The sequence below is a fragment of the Prochlorococcus sp. MIT 1303 genome, assembly GCF_001631965.1.
In the GTDB taxonomy this organism is placed as follows: domain Bacteria; phylum Cyanobacteriota; class Cyanobacteriia; order PCC-6307; family Cyanobiaceae; genus Prochlorococcus; species Prochlorococcus marinus_D.
Map to the genome: position 1 here is coordinate 72,692 of NZ_LVHK01000038.1, position 16,929 is coordinate 89,620.

Sequence of the window (16,929 nt, forward strand, 5' to 3'; positions counted from 1 at the left end):
GACCACTTTGCCACTTCTACAAGGGCTCAGATGGGCAGGGGTGGTTAGATCTGTAAGGATCCTGAGGTCGGCTCTGGGGCCTCCCGCCACTGTAGAGCTGGTTCTTTCCCCTGTTGGCCGGCAAGCCTCAAGGAGAAGATCAGGCAGAAGACAATCATCAGCGTGGCAGCTAAGGCAAGCATTACCAATCGATCTGGTAAGGGTGGCTTCATTGCTCCATGTTGGTGATCTGCTTGCTTGAGTTGTAGGTTATATGAAATTTGCAGTGGGAAATGTTATTTGAAAGCGGCTGCTTCTCTTTATGAGTAATTCTGGTCACACTTATCAAAAAGATTAATAATCAATGAGAAGATTCTCTTTGCTTAGAGAAACTTTAGCTCTGCCATGCCTGTTGACTTCATTGTTTTTCCAGACGAAGGTCATGTGATTGAAGGCCCGAGAAACTCACTAGCACTTTATGCAGTTATTGAGATGTTTCTTGCTAAACAACTTGGTGGAAGCTTTGAACCAATTGGCGAGGCAATTTAAGATTCATCTATGCCATGGCGAAGCAAGTCCAGTGCTGGATGTATGATCAAAAAGTAAATAGAATTGTTGCCAAAATTCTTGGAATGCCATGGATATAGACATGCTAGGAAGTTGCTTATGGCCTGTCAGTTGCGATCATGTAAATTTTTTAGAATGCTTCGACTAGCTTTCCCGCTATTTGACTGACTTCGAAATTTATCTAGCCGTAAGACTTTATTACTCGGGCTAAAGTTGACAATGATTGCCTTGTTTGTGCGGTTGATGATTCTTTGATTGCAAGAAAAGTTTACCAAGCCTGACACCTCCTTTCGTATATTGTTGAAGCTTTGGTTGTATGTCTTGAATTAACTTCGTGTGAGATTTTATCTTTTAAGCATGCTATTCGCTAGAGCTTGATTATTTCATTGCCAGATCTTAGAACGCAATGACTAACTGACCAATCATATTCTTGCCAGACACTGACTGGTAATTTAAAGTTTGCTCCTGGGAAATCATTTAGAGCAACCTGAGTAGGCATTGCAGAGCAGTATGGTCTACTTCCGGGTTTTGCTAGGTATTGCTGGTGATATGACTCGGCATAATGGAATTGTTGATCGGCTTTGATTTCAGTCGTAATTGCTCCAAAACCACCCTTGCTTAAGAGTTGCTGAAAGCTGTCTCGACTGGCCTGCGCAAGCTCCATCTGCTGAATTGTGGTGGTGTAAATCGCCGATCGATATTGACTCCCTCGATCATTACCCTGGCGATTTCCTTGCGTGGGGTCATGGCATTCCCAGAACAATTTGAGGAGGTCGCTGAAGTCAATGACGGATTTATTCCACACCACCCGTACGATTTCAGTGTGTCCGGTACGTCCTGAGCAGACCTCTTGATAGGTCGGTTGCTCTTGATGGCCACCGGCGTAACCCACTGCCGTGGTGATGATCCCAGGCAATTTCCAGAAACCCTTTTCGGCTCCCCAAAAGCAGCCACAAGCAAACAGAGCATCTTCATGATCTGTTGTTAGCGGGTCATGGAGCCCTGTACCTAGAACAGCGTGCTGCTCAGCTTCTGAGGGAATTGGAGCCTCTTTTGAAGCCTTTGGGGTTAACCAGGATGGGAACATCAAATTCAGGCAAGATTGCTAACCATAGGCAACTTCTTTTGGCTTTAGATGCAGGTGGTTATGGAGCCCTGTCAAGAAGCTCAACAGGAGGGGGCTAGGCCTAAAATAAGGATCATCTTCAACAGGATAGAGCCAATCTTATTTTGATCAGAAGGATTCAAAATACCCATCACTGCCTCATTGATGTGAACATACAATTTCTTATCCTTATCTACAGTGCGGATTTACTTTCATGATCAGCTAAAGCTCAAGGATTTTTTTGATCTGCTCATAAAACTGTGCTAACAGTTATTTTGCTGCCATTAGCTTCGGGCTATCTTCTTGTTAGCTAGCGACAAACCCTCTGATCTGAGTTGAGATTACTTCGCAATTCATTTCATGGTTTGTTCAATGTATGAAATAGTTAATTAAGTCTCCAAGATCAGAGTCATCTCTAAGCACATTCTTGCAATCAAGTGTTCAGTTGCTAGCTGCTTCAGCTCTTTAATTTTCTGATTTGATCTGTTCTAAATTAAATCCCTTTTTCCTCTACTTCCCGGGTGATTTACATAACAGATTCGCCTTGTTAGATGGATATTGACTTTTTCCTTTTGATTTCCCATTCAAGCCTTATCCGAAAAGAGTTTCTGGATCGCTTCATCTCTGTCACTTGGCGTGGCTAAAGTTTTATGATCCATTGTGATTAGAGGTTGCAAGACTGAGCCAGTCGTGCTTCTATCGACGCCGGCAATAAAATCAGCAGGAGTCTTACTAGTGATGATTTGAAATAGTTAAGGCAGAAGTTTTTCTGTCATCGTCTTTCCAATGTTGTGCGTCCAAATTGCCCCTGACCTGATTGCATAGGTGGATCCCTTTTGATGAAGCCAGTAGTGGATTTACTTTGTACCATTCGACCAGCTTTGGTGTTTTAATGAGATCTAATCAGAGCCCTTGATAGTTCCTTCGATAATGGGCTCAAGGCATGATACGTAGAATATTTTCGTCTTCGCGGCTTCATTAATAGGCTTACCTTTATAAGCCCCTAGGTTGATCAGGCTGGTAACATACATTCCCCAATTATCGTTAACTCTAGGAAGCTTCTTTGGGCTCCAGAGAGATGTGGTTGAGCAGGGTTGTTACGAAGGCGAACAGGAGGAAGGGCAGGCTTAATACCAAGATCAATCCAACGCCAACTAGAGCGAACAGAGGCCTGCTCGAGCCCATAAGACCCAGGCCTGCTGCAAGGCTTACGAAGATCACAGCCATCCAGGCCAAGACTTGGCCATAGATGTCTCCAAAGGTGAGAGTGCAACGCAAGGAGTATGGAGTGTTGGTTGTCATGTAATTGCCTTTATCCTCTTCCTTACAGTTAAGCCTCTTGGCGCCCGCTTGTCTTGCGATTGACACATATCATATTGAGAGGCGAGAACCCTCTGATAGCAATAGCTCTAGGCAATCAGAATGTGGGTTGAAGACACCATCTTTGTTCCCACTATTTAATAGATTTAGAGATGGATCTGCTTTTATGCTATTGCAAAATGCTTATTATCGTTATTTAACGACCCAGAACGCTTCTGTTGTAAGTTCTTAATTTATGATTTCTATAGAATCTATGGATACCTGATTAAGGTAATAGGGAAATCTCAGAAATGAAACCAAGCTTTCCTGCTTCATGTAATTAGAAGGATGTTTCTAGAATGAACAAGAAGTAGTAGGCTTATTGAGGACCAAGCTAATCTTACAATCCTAACGACGTGTGCACAGTAAAAGCACCACTTCCACTGCTTCAAAGGCTGAGTCAGGTGCCAGGCATGGAAAAAGATAAATATCGACTTATTATTTTGCTTCCCCAGTTAGGTGACTTTGACAGCATCGAATATGCTCAAGCGCTAGTAGCTGATATGCCAAGGCTAAGGGTTGCTGGGATCTCCACTTTGGCCATAGGCATCGGTAATGCTGGCAGTGCTGAACGATTCTGCACCTTTACTGGCTTTCCTAAACAAAGTTTGTTGGTAGATGAGGAACCGATACTTCACAGAGCGCTTGGCCTCTATGGCGGATTAAAAACACCTGGTGGTCCTTGGCCTGCATTGTTTTTAATGTGCGCAGGCATTGGTTCTCCAGGCACCCTGTCTGAAGTACTGCGTGGCTACATAGGAGATCGTAGTGCACCCCAGCGAATCGCCAACAACGAAACCATCAACATCTCCCCATTCCCATCCGTAACAGGATCCTTTTTCTCGCGAGCTGGTGGTGAGGGGTTTCAAAGACCATTTGAGCTCGCGACCGTTCGACTGCGAAACATGATAGAAGTGCTAGGTAACTTGCGTACTTACTTACCCCGTGACGACTTCATTACACAACGGGGCGGTACTTATTTACTAGATTGTGACGACACACTTTTATATAGCCATCAAGACAAGGGGATCCTAGGTTTTTCAGAAACCATGGCCAAACCTCTTTCCTTCCTAGACCAATATCTAGATAGGAATTAATATCAATAAAATATCAAATTCAATACTCTCATGATTCACGCTTGACTGCTAGTTTTTTATTTAGCGACTAGTATAAAGAAAGTTAGGGTAATAACATGCATGATTCCTCCAACTAACGTTGAAACTTGTCTGGTAAGTATTTTGCGTAAGTCACAATCAATAGATGTTATTGGCAGCCCTATGTTAGTTAAAGACTTTGGGTCAATTTACAATCAACTATATTTATGATACCCATCAAGTCCAGACATCTATAGGTTAATTGTGCCCCCTGTTCATCTGCCGAAATGGCAATATCAGAATATTTAGCATATATTTTAATTCTTCAAACCCTGCGAAAAATTCTATTGATCCCAAATGACGATTTAAAGTTGGCCGAAGCTGGTTCACTCTTCAATGAACGACAGTATGTTTATTGTACATTAACTACAGAAGTGTCCTGCACCTCAGCACTTCTCCATTAGTATGAATAGGCACTCTCATTTAAAAAAGTACATTTCACCAATGATGGCCTTAAACGTTACACCTGAGCATGAATGATCTAACCAAGGCGATCAACCTTCATTTGGCCTGTGAGTTTCAGGCAAGTCATACCTACCTAGCGATGTCAATTTGGCTTCGCGAGAAGGATTTAGCTGGATTTTCCTCGTACATGCAAGTTAAGAGCCAAGAGGAACGTGGTCATGCAGATCGACTTATTGCCTACCTTGTTGATTGCGATGAACAGGTCGAACTTCCCGCTGTTGAAGCTCCACAACGCAATTGGGTCTCCACGCAGGATCTCTTTGATCAGGTCTACGAGCTAGAAAAAGATGTTACAGCATCAATTAACCGCATTTATTCCATAGCCGAACAAGCTGGTGAGCGTAGTGCGACCGCCATGCTCGATTGGTTCATCGCAGAACAGTTACAAGAGGAAGCGGAAGCTCGTTTCGTGCGTAAGCGACTTCGCCTGGCTGGTGATAACACTGCTGCGCTACTTCTTTTGGACCAACAGTTTCTTGATGGAACTGCCTTGACAACTGTCAAAGGTGGCCTTACTGGATTAAAACAATCTGATAATTAATCCAAAGTTTTTATGATCACTATTCAATAATACTAGAAAATATTATCCGCCGCTGTTTGTTGTGGCTTGCTTCTAAAGCATTTCCATGGCAATGATCTGGCAGGAATAAATTTGCACAAGGCCATCATCTTGCATGGAATGATATTACATTGTTTCAATGTAATACCTTCTAGCTATAAAACGTTTGTACAAATTACCACCCTTTTAGAAAAGCTCTGAATAGAGATGTCTCGACAATGATTTCTTTGGCAAATCTTATTTTAGATTCGAAAAATTCGACTAATCTCAATCATTCTGTATGCAGAATCAATTAGTGACAGTTTTTCTAGCTTTACTTGTAACTAAAACCAAGGCTAAAAAAGGGCAAAGTGAGAACCCTGCCCTTCCTTGCAAACGATGCCAACTCAGAGTTCACGTCATGTTGGTTCCTTGACCATCATTATCGGCTTTACCGCCGATGATAAAAATAGCAATGCAGGCCGAGCCAACGATTCCACACACCACTGCTGAGAGGGTTCCAAAATCCATTGATGAATCCAGACAAAGTCCATATATCACTAGCCCAAGTAATCCCAATCACAGGATGGCTTTGCTCAATTCGAAATGAGACTTAATCCTAGTTAAGCCACTCCATCGTTCAAATACATGCATACAAGAAAGCGGCAGCAATGGCTTGCTTCGTTTCAGTCAGGATTCCTCAAAACCCTGTGATATCAATACTACTTCACATTTCGGGACCAGTTGACTACGAATCACTATTTGAACGGATGTATGAAATATTACCTGAGGATGTGTCGTCAAAATCTCGCTTATGTGATCAATGGCTTGTAACTAGAGTATCATCTGACAGGCTTTTAATGTATCTAATGATCGTGCGCATTCATACATTTACTACGGCACATTACCATGTCTAAATCACACTTTGCCTCTTCAAATATGTAGAGTTCTGTGTACACCTAATGTCGAAGTGTCGCCATACAAATAGATTTCATTTGCCCTAAACAAATTCATTCTCGTGCAAACCTACGGGAAAACAGACGTTACCTACGCCTGGTACGCGGGTAACAGTGGAGTGACCAACCGATCAGGCCGATTCATTGCCTCGCATATTGGCCATACAGGATTAATCTGCTTCGGCGCTGGTGCCAACACCCTATTTGAGCTAGCTCGTTACGATTCCGCATTGCCAATAGGTGACCAAGGATTTGTAGTTCTTCCTCACCTAGCAGGCCTTGGTATTGGTGGCATAGAGAACGGTGTGATTACAGACTCCTATGGGATGCTTGTCGTCGCAGTCTTCCATCTAATCTTTTCGGCCGTTTATGCCGGTGGAGCGATGCTTCACTCCTTTCGATACAAGGAGGACCTGGGAGAATACCCGCAAGGATCCAGACCCAATAAATTTGATTTTAAATGGGATGATCCAGACAGGCTCACCTTCATACTTGGACATCACCTGCTATTCCTAGGTCTTGGCTGCGTTCAATTTGTTGAATGGGCTAAATACCATGGAATTTATGACCCAGCAATGGGTGTTGTACGTAAGGTTGAATACAACCTTGACTTGTCAATGGTTTGGAATCACCAGATTGATTTCCTTACGATTAACAGTTTGGAAGATGTGATGGGCGGTCATGCATTCTTGGCCTTCTTCTTGAGTGCTGGTGCTGTTTGGCATATTTTCAGCAAGCCATTTGGGGAATACACTGAATTCAAAGGAAAAGGACTCTTATCTGCTGAATTTGTTCTTTCTACTTCATTAGCAGGAGCAGCCTTTATTGCTTTCGTGGCAGCCTTCTGGGCTTCTATGAACACTACAATTTATCCAACTGATCTGTATGGAGGTCCTCTCAATATCGAATTGAACTTCGCTCCATATTTCTCAGATACGGATCCATTGTTTGGTGGAGACGTACACTCAGCCCGTTCATGGCTGTCAAACTTCCATTTCTACCTTGGATTCTTCTATCTTCAGGGTCATTTCTGGCATGGATTGAGAGCGATGGGCTTTGACTTCAAGCGTGTTGAAAAATTGTTCGATCAGCTAGAAAGCAATGAAATTAGTCTTAACCCAGGTAAAAGTACGACTGTGCCATCAACATCGACAGATAACGCCTCATAAACTAGCTTTAAATTAACACTGCTCTTTAGCTCAAAAAAGGAGCCCTGCGTAAGCAGGGCTTTTTTATTGCGTCTATGGTTGTCAACTTGAAAATATCTACCTCAACAAACTATAACTTCTGATTGTTCTATTGTACTACTTGCCTCCCACTAGTTATACTGCTTTAAATAAGTAAACCGCTGATCTTCAAGTTTGCGATTTTGACCTGCCAACGCAAACGGACTTTGTCAAAATATAGAGGTTCTTTGATTAATTAACAATCTAAAATACACATCTATAACTAGCCTTTGATATGGTCTAATTGCTATTGATGCTTGGCTTTTGATGCTGAGGATCTACGATCAGTGCGGCTATTCCTTTTCACGAACTCTGCTTCAACGACTGTTTCACTGATCTTAATGTGATCGATTTACAATAGACCCTTGCCCTTAAGGTTTAGGAACGATTGTCTCTGCCACTTATTGATCTCTAGCTTCTTGATTAGGAGCCATTTTGCGCATGCGGCTTTGTTGTTGCTGTCTTATTAATAAATGAATATCGGCGGCCAATACCAAAACACCAAGCAAGACAATTCCGCCAATGGTTATTGGTGTCAGCTCTACTGCCGCTGCAAAGGGAGCTGTATACATCGTTGACTTAAAATTCTCTCTAATCATAGCTATAAACACCCATTTGAGGCACTGCAAACTTAAAAATCAAACCAATCCAAATATCTAGATAGGCCCTCTTACATGTGTTGTTTAACAGTCGCTATGTCTTGGCAGCGCTACCTCCTAATCACTCCATTGAAAGAGCTTGTCTTGTCTCCAAAAAAAACAAACGAATCGCCTTTTACCGCGTTCTATTCATTAACTGTAATCAAGCAGGCTTGTGATCTCAGTATAAATCAGATTTCAAATCACTTTGCCAGATCATCGCCATAAGCTGGGCAGGTCTATGACATGCATCCCTGTAAACGTATGCTGCTTGACAACTGAAACTGACTTTAAATCACTCCTTAAACTATTAAGATCAATTGCTTCACGAGATTCCATTTATCTTGCCTTTTGATATGTTCTTCTTCCATCCAAGCTCCGCCCAGGATTAGCAACTCTTTCAATGGCAGGATTCACTTCATCTATTTATTTGCAGTGCATGGCGTCATTGCTCTTTGGCGATTGATTCGTCCTGGCCATGCCACACATTCCACCATGTGCAAGTCAGCAGGTAATAACTTGACCGCGCCAGTGGACCAAACAGCACTCCACGCTGTGACGAAATTTACATAGGCATCAATCAGTAATGCAGATTCCTCGCAACAGCCCTATTGCTATTGAGAATCGCTTGCAAAAGGCCCCGTTGAGCGTATAGGTTGCGAAGAGTTCTCAAAAAGCACTTGAGAGGCTTCATATGAGCTTCCGATTCCTGCCAGATGATCCAGTCCCAGCAGTGCGGATGCCAACAGGGCAATCCATCCTGATCGATCCCGCCGCTCGTTCAGGCGGCGCCTGTATCGAAGTCGTTGAGGGAATCGCCCGCGTTTACTGCCCATGCGAAGAAACTGAAGGAATGACTCTCGCTTTTCTTCAGGAAGGCGACCAACTACGCACCGACCGCTTGTGCAGTGAAGGTGTCTGTGTTGAAGCGCTTACACCATTATGTTTTCGCAGCGATGCTGAAATCCGTGATGGGCATGACTTTGATGCGGTGAACGAATGGACCCTCCAGCTGCTTCGCATTCGCCATTTAGGTAATGCAGAACAGCGTCTCCAGGCATTGCTCGCCCTGCTTGTTAACCGCTTAGGGCGACGCTGTGGCGACTGGTGCGATCTCCCATTCCGACTCACCCATGAGCGAATTGGCGAACTCATCGGATCTACGCGTGTGACCTCCACGCGACTGATCTCCAGGCTAAGGACCGCTGATCTTTTAAACGTTCCCAGCGGAGAGCCCATCTTGCGTTTAGCTCCAGCCTTAATCGAATCAGCACCTCTTGCCGCCTCATAGCTCTACGTGAATGAAAGACCTAGTTACGACATCAGACAGCGTTATCGCCAGTCTCTGTAGAGAGGTTGATGGGATCCGCCATCGCTGTAGCTCATTGCTAGAGGCTATGGCTAAATGTAATGATGAGAACCTATCTTGCCGCCTAAAGAAAGAATTTCAACTGCTCAGAAATCGGCGTCAAGCATTATCTAAAATAGCCAATGAAATGCAATATAATGGACTCGCAGACAAACTCTCTATTGAATTTCTACTTGAAATCAGCAATAGAACACTTGATATGAGAACTTGTTGATTTCAAGAGAAAAGTTCTGATTTTATTAGTATCAATTAACAGGCAATGTTAATGAGTATTTTGCTAACACACTGATGTATCGCTATCGATTATTGATGGCGATCACTATGCTAACTTTGCAGGTGAATGCTTTCCATCGCTCAATTCGCCGTCAATAATTAACATTGCAGAAGGCTGATTCTGGGCAAAACGTACGCGACCCAAGAGGTGAGCAAACTCATTTTCAGAGTTGACTTGATTATCGACTAGTGGATCAAGGAACACTGTCGTGCGCATATCAGAAGCTCGCTCAGCCATTGCATAAAGCTGATGCAGTGACGTTGTTACGTCTGCCTCCATCTGGAATGAGGCAGCCATGATTTCATCTGTAGAGATCCATTCCTGACGGGGTGAGGGTACATCCTGCAGGACAACAGTTTGTCCACGAGCAATTAGGTAATCTGCAAAATGGGCGGCATGTTCCTGTTCGTGAATAGCTTCTTGCTTGAAGTAATGGGAAAAGCCGCGCAATTCGCGCTCAGCAAACCAAATCGCAATAGCAAAGTAAGCAGCGCTAGCATTTCTCTCCATGGTTAGATGCTGATGGAGAGCCTCAACCAGAGAAGCTTCCATTGACTGAGCGATTGCACGTCCTGCAGGACCAGTGGTAAGGGCTACAGCTTTAGTACTGCTAGGTAATGCCATGATTTGTCTTGTTGAGATTGCACAGAGTGGCGAGGATGGATTAGCAACCAAGCAAATGTGCATAGAGTGATGTGACAAATGCTACAAGCCCTTTTACATCTTGAAAAGGTCTCTTCAGGTGCGATTTGGACCCCGTATAATGAGAATCAGTCTCAGTTGCGGAGTTACCGCAGGTCGTTATGGCCAAGGCCTTGGGGAATGACTTGGCGGACAGCCGTCTGCGACGTCTTGAGCCCGTTCAAAACAAGAAAAAAACCTGCAAAAAGCGGAAGTGCTCGAAGTGGAAAGGTGGCAAATGTGTATGCAGCCGTGGCTGATTACACATTCCTTTGTAAACAGGTGTTGTGATGGATAATACAACTTGATCAGGATAAAATTGTAGGCTTAATAGTAGTTAAGTGATTGTGAGCACCACTGGTTAGTTCATGGTGGTGAAGCATTGTTCTCAGCACAGTGGGCATGGAATCGCTCCGGGGAAAAGAAGGCCTTTTTGTCCCGCGCGGAAGGCGACGAAGCAGCGCTCGCCTGTCTTGACAGGACGCTCAAGTGGTTGACGTACACGCAACATGTGCTTCCCAAGCTCCACACGCAACAACCAGTGACTACCAAGAAACTCGCGACCTTGAATCAGAGCCTCGCCTCTGGGATCCTGCTGAATCTGAATAGCGTGATCATCGACCATTAATTCAGTTGCCTTAGCAGCGTTCGGTTCCTTGGGTTTTGAGAGAGGACCAATCGGCGTCAGCCAATGTTCTCCACCCATGTTGAGAGGAAGCAGGTTTCCTTGAAGCACAAAACGACCAACAAAAGGTGTGGCTGGTTTTTGCACAAGATCAGAGGGTGATGCGCACTGATGGAGCTCGCCATTTCGCAGGACCGCAACCCGATCGCAGATTGCCAGGGCTTCTTGAGGATCATGTGTCACAAGCAGACCACTGGCACCACATGTTTGAAGAACTCCTGAAAGCTCGCTGCGCAAACGCAGACGTACCTCAACATCAAGGTTGGAAAACGGTTCATCAAGAAGTACGAGTGATGGCCCTGGCGCCAATGCCCTTGCCAGTGCCAAGCGTTGGCGTTGGCCTCCAGAAAGTTGATGTGGGTAACGGTGACGAAGATCCGCTAGGCCAAGCATCTCCAGCAGCCATTGAGCCCGGCTGGTGTCTTGGCCGCGGCGTAAACCAAAACAGCTATTGCGCCAGGCATCGAGATGGGGGAAAAGGGCGTAATCCTGAAACACCATGCCTATGCCTCGGCGCTCGGGTGGCAGCATCCCCCGTGAGCTTGCGACCTCGTGATCATCGATGCAGATCGCCCCTCGCACAGGCTGTTCAAATCCAGCAATCAATCGCAGCAAGGTTGTTTTGCCACAACCCGAAGGTCCCAACAAACCAACGAGCTCCCCTCTCTGGAGGTTCATATTGATGGATTGCAGTGTCCAACCTTCTGCTGATCCATCACCGTAGTGATGCCAGAGGCCCTTGATTTGCAAGTGGTTAGCAATCACAATCGTAATTCCATAGCTGGGGTGGATTCGATAAGTCGTGCCGAGAGCAGAAAAGTCCCGCCAGGTTCAATCAGCTGAAGATCATTCTTGTTGCGAAACAAGGTGATCTGACGAGTGACAGTGGAGCGCGTGGCCCCAATCAGTTCGGCCATGCGTGCATGGCCCAGGGGAAAGGGCAATTCATAACCCTCACTTCTACGGATGCCAAAGCGACCAATCAGAAGCTTTAAAAGAGCAACTAATCTTGCTTCAGCTCCTACTGGATGCCTGACAAGATGAAAATCAAATAGCCAATCCCATAGGAGATCTTGCTCTTTCGGGCAGTTGTCTGCGTAATGAAGGCCAATTGAACTATTGGTGAGTGCCTCAAGTAAAAAGTTACTGCCATCAGGTAATCGAAGCCAACTAGATTCAGAATCACCACAAAAAGCCAAAGTGATATCAGGAAAATGATCCCCGAAAGAGCCTGAAAGCCTGGCAATCCCCTGCTGAAAAAACAGCCGCACGTAGCGAGATTGCTCCGTCGGAGAGGACAGCAGAATGCTCTGCCCTACTGTGAGTTGAAGTGATTCCAGCGATTCCAGTTGACTACTGACTGTTATCGGACAAGACGCATTGTGTAATGGTTGAAGGAGGAAAGGGAACTCTTCATCGCCATAACTACTGCTAGCAGCATCAAGGGTGGTCTGTGTGGCAGGTTTCCAAGATCCATTGCTGTCAGATAGATCCGAGCATCTGCTAGAGATTTTTGAGTCAACAGCGACCCCAATAGATGACAATTGTTACAAGCAGATGAATCATTTTCACTCATCAGGCACAGATCGATGCTTGCTTGTGGTGTGATATTTATTACATCTAGGGGTAGCTATTGATTCGGGTTGCTTGGTTTAGGGGGAGGTAGTGGCAAAACAAGGCAGAAAAATGAGCGTTTTGGTTTTTTGGTCTTAAGTCAGATATTGGTTCAAACAAAAGGCCAGCCATCCTGCTCATGGGGCTGCTCGGATTCAAGTCAAGCCGTATAGCTTCAAATGCTATTGATCAAAAATAACTTATGGCGAGCAGAATGTATAGTCTACACAATGACTTTGGCTCCAGAGAAGGAATTAAAGATAGCTAGAATGGCAAGGGTCTATGTAAATGAATCATCTGTTTGTCATGATCGATTTGCTTAAGCCTATTGCAAAGCTAGCTGGATAACTGTGGGCGCCAAGAGAAGTCAATAACTGCTACAAATACTATATTCGCAGTCAGATTCCTGGTGTAGGACTTGCTTGTCATTAGCGCTTTAAATATGGATTGAAGTATACATTCATGCAGGCAGAGCATCGTGTCTTCTAAGTTTATGATGATAAATACAATGAATAACAGTATTAGTTTTTATGTCTATCAAGTATACAGCGTTGGCTTGATAGAGCTGTGCTAAATAGACCTGCACATTTAGTTTCTGAAAAAGGATGAAATGGTTGTTCCTCTAGATTTATATGGCCCTAGGGGAATGTCTTAATGCAAGAGTCTTGCTATTCTAAATGTAATCATCATTGACAATGAATGTAATGATTGTTGATGAGAAAATAGAAGATTTAGGCATCCCGTTTAACGACCCATTCTTTTTTTATTTCTTAGTTGACGTTAATCTTGAAGTTGAAATATCTTGCTCGATTTACTGTAGTCCAACAATTAGTGAATGCCTTAGCTGATTGAGCGGCTAAGCATCGAGATGAATGGCATAGTTTGCTAAAGACTTCTTAAAAGGCAATTGCGTCCATGCCCTTGATCAACATCCAAGCATCAGTTCCAGCTGTAGCTGATGCCAACTCACTGCTTCAAGAGCTCTCTAGCAAGCTTGCCGAGCTACTGGGGAAACCAGAGAAATATGTGATGACATCTCTTCAATGCGGTGTGCCAATGACATTTTCGGGAAATACTGAACCGACTTGCTATGTGGAGGTGAAAAGCATTGGAGCTCTCGATGGTAGCCGTACTCAAGAAGTGAGCGAACTCGTGTGCAGCCACATCGAGCAAAATCTTGGTATTCCAGCTGATCGAACCTATATCGGCTTTGAGGATGTCCCTGCTCGACTCTGGGGTTGGAACGGAAGTACCTTCGGTTGAAGTGATCGTGATATGCCGCTAAATGATTGCTCAAACAACCTTAAGGTACATGAAGTAATTGTTCGCGTCTATCTAACTTAAAAAGCAGACTTAACATTGGGACCCACAGGTAGATAAGCAAGAGTAGATGTTCAAAAAGAAATTTTTTGACCAATGAATGATAAAAATGAAACAAACACCTCAATTCGCAGTTCAATGAAAGACACGTGAGAAAACATCAACGAGCAGAAACGATCATGCGACGACTAAACGAGCACTATCCTGACCCTGCCATTCCTCTCTACCATCATGACGATTTCACCCTATTGATTGCAGTTGTTTTAAGTGCGCAGTGCACTGACAAGAAAGTCAATGAGGTAACAGTATCTCTGTTTGAACATGCACAGACCCCAGAGGAGATGTATCAGTTAGGTGAAGTCGAAATACTAAATATGATCAGACAGCTAGGTCTGTCAAAGCAAAAAGCCAAAAACATACATAGACTTTCGGGAATCATTTTTCAACGCTTCCATTCTTCCGTTCCACAGAATTTCGATGATCTAGAATCACTCCCTGGAGTGGGACATAAAACAGCAAGTGTTGTTATGGCGCAAGCCTTTGGAGTGCCTACATTTCCAGTTGATACGCATATTCACCGTTTAGCCCAAAGATGGGGATTGTCTAATGGCAGCAGCGTTATTCAGACAGAAAAAGATCTCAAAAAGCTATTCCCGAAATCAGCATGGAATAAGCTTCATCTCCAGATCATCTACTATGGGCGTCAATACTGCTCGGCAAGAGGGTGTGATGGAACAACCTGTGATTTATGTAGAGAGCTATATCCAAAACGACGCAATCCAGTAAAGTGGATCAAAGCCTAGCCCGGTAAATAATAAGATATTGTCTGATAACTATGCATTCGCAAATGACGTCATGAGTTAAATATGAACGTATATATAGCTATAAAAATATTTTGTTATTAATCCTTAGCCTTATTCAATCGCTTTGGCTCCCGTGAAAGAGCAAGTGCAGCAAAAATCCCTCCAAGAAATCCACTTGCATGACCGATCCAGCTCACCCCAGCCGGAGACACGCCTGGGATCAAAGCCGGAAGTGCATTTCCAAAAAGAACCAAACCCACGACTGACAATAAAATGGTCATGAAACGGCGTTCAAGAAAACCAATTAACAACAGGTAGCCGAGCAGTCCATACAAAACACCTGACATGCCATGGCTTCCTCTAGGCCAAAATAACCAAACCGGTATTTCCATCACAACAACAGCAATTAAAACACCAATATAATCACGAATGCCCTTGCTAAGTACTAGCCAGCTTAGCGGTAAAAACATAATCGTGTTAGAGGTCAGATGACCAAAACCTGCATGGCTAAATGGAGCGGTAAGTAGACCCCACCAAGGCAGGCCAGGCCCTATAGGCAGATTCCAATTACCCGAAAAAAATATCTGATCAATACTCTCCTGCAGCCAAGCAATCCCGACAAAGAACACAGGGAGTAATAACCGAAAGCTCAGCATCTGCTTACGTTTGGATTGGTTCACTCAAGATGCTTTGAAATGAAAATCGCATGATTCACCATTCTATTGTGCGGCAACTCCCCTACAACTCCATTAAGACATCGCAGTAATCAGCAGCGCTGTAGATCAATAACCTGCGATCAAAGCTGATCTTCTTTGACATTTCGAACCTAAGAAAGGTTCTCCAGCAGGCTTGAAAGACGCCGCTCGCAGTGATGAATCGACATTGCCAAGGCGAAAATCCAAGCGTTTTGAAGCTAGAGCATTGATCAAACAACAGCGTTCTATATATATTTTCGCTAGACCTTGTGCAATCTTCAGCAAAACGACATGGGCATCAAGCTGGCCATCAGTGGAGCCTCTGGCAAAACCGGCTATCGAGTTGCCGAGGAAGCCCTAAAGGAAGGGAATCAGGTGCGCCTGTTGCTTCGTTCAAACTCCCTTTTGCCCGACAATTTGAGTCAATGTGATCTACGGCGCTTGTCATTGGCAGATGAAACAGCCCTCGATGAAGCCCTTGAAGGCTGTGACGCGCTTGTGCTCGCAACAGGTGCCAGACCCTCTGCAGATCTAACCGGCCCTGCGCGGGTGGATGCCTTAGGGGTAAGACAGCAAATCGCCAGTTGCAAAAGGGTTGGCGTCAAAAGGGTTGTTCTGGTTAGTTCGCTTTGTGCCGGACGATGGTTGCATCCACTCAACCTTTTTGGTCTGATTTTGGTTTGGAAACGCCTAGGAGAACAGGCTCTAGAGCAAAGCGGTCTCGATTGGACTGTGATCAGACCGGGTGGCCTGAATGATCGAGAAGAGAACCTAGAGAAAGAAGGGATCCTTTTTACAGGGGCCGATTGTCAGGAAGACGCTAGAATTCCGCGTAGATTAGTAGCGCGATGCTGCATTGAAGCCCTCAAGACTCCATCGTCAATTGGCCGCATCATCGAGGTCACGAGCGACCCTGACCTGAAGAGAATCACAATGCAACAAGCACTCAAAACCATCAATGCTCTGGCGTCATAGTGTCGTCAGATGAGTAGTATCTGGTCATGAACACCAATGCCAGAATTGATGCCTTACAGCTGATGCTTACCGACCTGCGTACTCGTAATGAACCCATTCGTCACAAGGCTGCATTTAGAGGCTGTCAACCTGAGTTTCAAGCACTCGTTACTAAGCTGATTGAACAGCTCGAAAGCGAACTTCTTGAGGAGAAACAACGTCAGCGAAACCATAGCAACCATTCGTCTGGCTATTGATACTTGCCAGGGTTAAGCTCAGTTGAAGAGCAATTGATCACAACGTTTTGCTTCCTAAAATACAATCAATATAGGGTACACAAGAGGGAGACATTTAAATGAAGTTATTAGCTTCCCTTTTAATGATTCTAATAAGACGACTTAAATGAGTCTAGTGATTTGATCACTTGCTGACCAAGCCAACGGCACTACGAGCTTTGTCGAGAATTTTGCCTTGAAGGGGAACGAAGCCCAACCCATCAGCTTGCGCCTGAGCCTCATCACTCAACATGTAGTCAAAGGTTGTTTTG

Annotated in this window: 17 protein-coding genes; 9 read left to right on the forward strand and 8 right to left on the reverse strand. The window is 44.5% G+C overall.

What is annotated here, in order from left to right; all coding sequences use genetic code 11:
* Positions 1–44: 44 nt before the first annotated feature.
* Positions 45–212, reverse strand: a complete 168-nt coding sequence (locus tag PMIT1303_RS13770; protein WP_196757591.1) for a hypothetical protein — start codon at positions 210–212, stop codon at positions 45–47.
* A gap of 172 nt (positions 213–384) precedes the next feature.
* Between PMIT1303_RS13770 and PMIT1303_RS13970 the strand changes: the two genes are divergently transcribed.
* Positions 385–528 (forward strand): hypothetical protein, encoded by a 144-nt coding sequence (locus PMIT1303_RS13970; protein WP_156486902.1) that lies wholly within the window; start codon positions 385–387, stop codon positions 526–528.
* A gap of 385 nt (positions 529–913) precedes the next feature.
* On the opposite strand, the gene msrA is transcribed toward PMIT1303_RS13970, so the two are convergent.
* Both msrA and PMIT1303_RS04785 read right to left on the reverse strand, forming a co-directional pair.
* Positions 914–1,633, reverse strand: a complete 720-nt coding sequence (msrA, locus tag PMIT1303_RS04780; RefSeq protein ID WP_063397745.1) for a peptide-methionine (S)-S-oxide reductase MsrA — start codon at positions 1,631–1,633, stop codon at positions 914–916.
* Positions 1,634–2,701: 1,068 nt separating this feature from the next.
* On the reverse strand, positions 2,702–2,953 hold the full coding sequence (locus PMIT1303_RS04785; protein ID WP_036915559.1) for a hypothetical protein: 252 nt from the start codon (positions 2,951–2,953) through the stop codon (positions 2,702–2,704).
* A 470-nt stretch (positions 2,954–3,423) separates the two neighbouring features.
* Between PMIT1303_RS04785 and PMIT1303_RS04790 the strand changes: the two genes are divergently transcribed.
* The 3 genes from PMIT1303_RS04790 to PMIT1303_RS04800 all read left to right on the forward strand — a co-directional run bounded on the left by PMIT1303_RS04790 (position 3,424) and on the right by PMIT1303_RS04800 (position 7,292).
* Complete coding sequence (locus PMIT1303_RS04790) at positions 3,424–4,107, forward strand: peroxiredoxin-like family protein (protein WP_063397761.1); 684 nt, start codon at positions 3,424–3,426, stop codon at positions 4,105–4,107.
* A gap of 529 nt (positions 4,108–4,636) precedes the next feature.
* On the forward strand, positions 4,637–5,170 hold the full coding sequence (locus PMIT1303_RS04795; protein ID WP_063397746.1) for a ferritin: 534 nt from the start codon (positions 4,637–4,639) through the stop codon (positions 5,168–5,170).
* A 1,015-nt stretch (positions 5,171–6,185) separates the two neighbouring features.
* On the forward strand, positions 6,186–7,292 hold the full coding sequence (locus PMIT1303_RS04800; RefSeq protein WP_063395725.1) for a chlorophyll a/b binding light-harvesting protein: 1,107 nt from the start codon (positions 6,186–6,188) through the stop codon (positions 7,290–7,292).
* A gap of 458 nt (positions 7,293–7,750) precedes the next feature.
* Here the strand turns inward: PMIT1303_RS04800 and PMIT1303_RS04805 are convergent, their stop codons facing one another.
* Positions 7,751–7,921, reverse strand: coding sequence for a hypothetical protein (locus PMIT1303_RS04805; protein ID WP_011826400.1), 171 nt, complete (start codon positions 7,919–7,921; stop codon positions 7,751–7,753).
* Between the two features lie 760 nt (positions 7,922–8,681).
* Here PMIT1303_RS04805 and PMIT1303_RS04810 point away from each other — a divergent pair.
* Positions 8,682–9,278, forward strand: a complete 597-nt coding sequence (locus PMIT1303_RS04810) for a helix-turn-helix domain-containing protein (RefSeq protein WP_063397747.1) — start codon at positions 8,682–8,684, stop codon at positions 9,276–9,278.
* A gap of 397 nt (positions 9,279–9,675) precedes the next feature.
* On the opposite strand, the gene PMIT1303_RS04820 is transcribed toward PMIT1303_RS04810, so the two are convergent.
* From PMIT1303_RS04820 to PMIT1303_RS04830, 3 genes are all read right to left on the reverse strand, one after another.
* Positions 9,676–10,254 (reverse strand): ferritin, encoded by a 579-nt coding sequence (locus PMIT1303_RS04820; protein ID WP_063397749.1) that lies wholly within the window; start codon positions 10,252–10,254, stop codon positions 9,676–9,678.
* Positions 10,255–10,699: 445 nt separating this feature from the next.
* Entirely contained in the window at positions 10,700–11,758 is a 1,059-nt protein-coding gene (locus tag PMIT1303_RS04825) for an ABC transporter ATP-binding protein (RefSeq protein WP_063397762.1), read from the reverse strand.
* Positions 11,758–12,540: a helix-turn-helix domain-containing protein gene (locus PMIT1303_RS04830; protein WP_063397750.1), complete on the reverse strand. Its 783-nt coding sequence runs from the start codon at positions 12,538–12,540 to the stop codon at positions 11,758–11,760. The genes PMIT1303_RS04825 and PMIT1303_RS04830 overlap by 1 nt, the downstream gene beginning before the upstream one ends.
* A gap of 985 nt (positions 12,541–13,525) precedes the next feature.
* Here PMIT1303_RS04830 and PMIT1303_RS04835 point away from each other — a divergent pair.
* Both PMIT1303_RS04835 and nth read left to right on the forward strand, forming a co-directional pair.
* Positions 13,526–13,873: a phenylpyruvate tautomerase MIF-related protein gene (locus tag PMIT1303_RS04835; RefSeq protein ID WP_063397751.1), complete on the forward strand. Its 348-nt coding sequence runs from the start codon at positions 13,526–13,528 to the stop codon at positions 13,871–13,873.
* 206 nt (positions 13,874–14,079) lie between these two features.
* Complete coding sequence (nth, locus tag PMIT1303_RS04840; RefSeq protein WP_063397752.1) at positions 14,080–14,733, forward strand: endonuclease III; 654 nt, start codon at positions 14,080–14,082, stop codon at positions 14,731–14,733.
* A gap of 98 nt (positions 14,734–14,831) precedes the next feature.
* Here nth and PMIT1303_RS04845 read toward each other — a convergent pair whose 3' ends face one another.
* A complete protein-coding gene (locus tag PMIT1303_RS04845; protein ID WP_063397753.1) occupies positions 14,832–15,389 on the reverse strand; it encodes a rhomboid family intramembrane serine protease in 558 nt (185 codons plus the stop codon).
* Between the two features lie 330 nt (positions 15,390–15,719).
* Here PMIT1303_RS04845 and PMIT1303_RS04850 point away from each other — a divergent pair, with 330 nt between their 5' ends.
* On the forward strand, positions 15,720–16,403 hold the full coding sequence (locus tag PMIT1303_RS04850) for an SDR family oxidoreductase (RefSeq protein WP_063397754.1): 684 nt from the start codon (positions 15,720–15,722) through the stop codon (positions 16,401–16,403).
* A 26-nt stretch (positions 16,404–16,429) separates the two neighbouring features.
* Positions 16,430–16,639, forward strand: a complete 210-nt coding sequence (locus PMIT1303_RS04855) for a hypothetical protein (protein WP_011129886.1) — start codon at positions 16,430–16,432, stop codon at positions 16,637–16,639.
* Positions 16,640–16,929 lie beyond the last annotated feature (290 nt).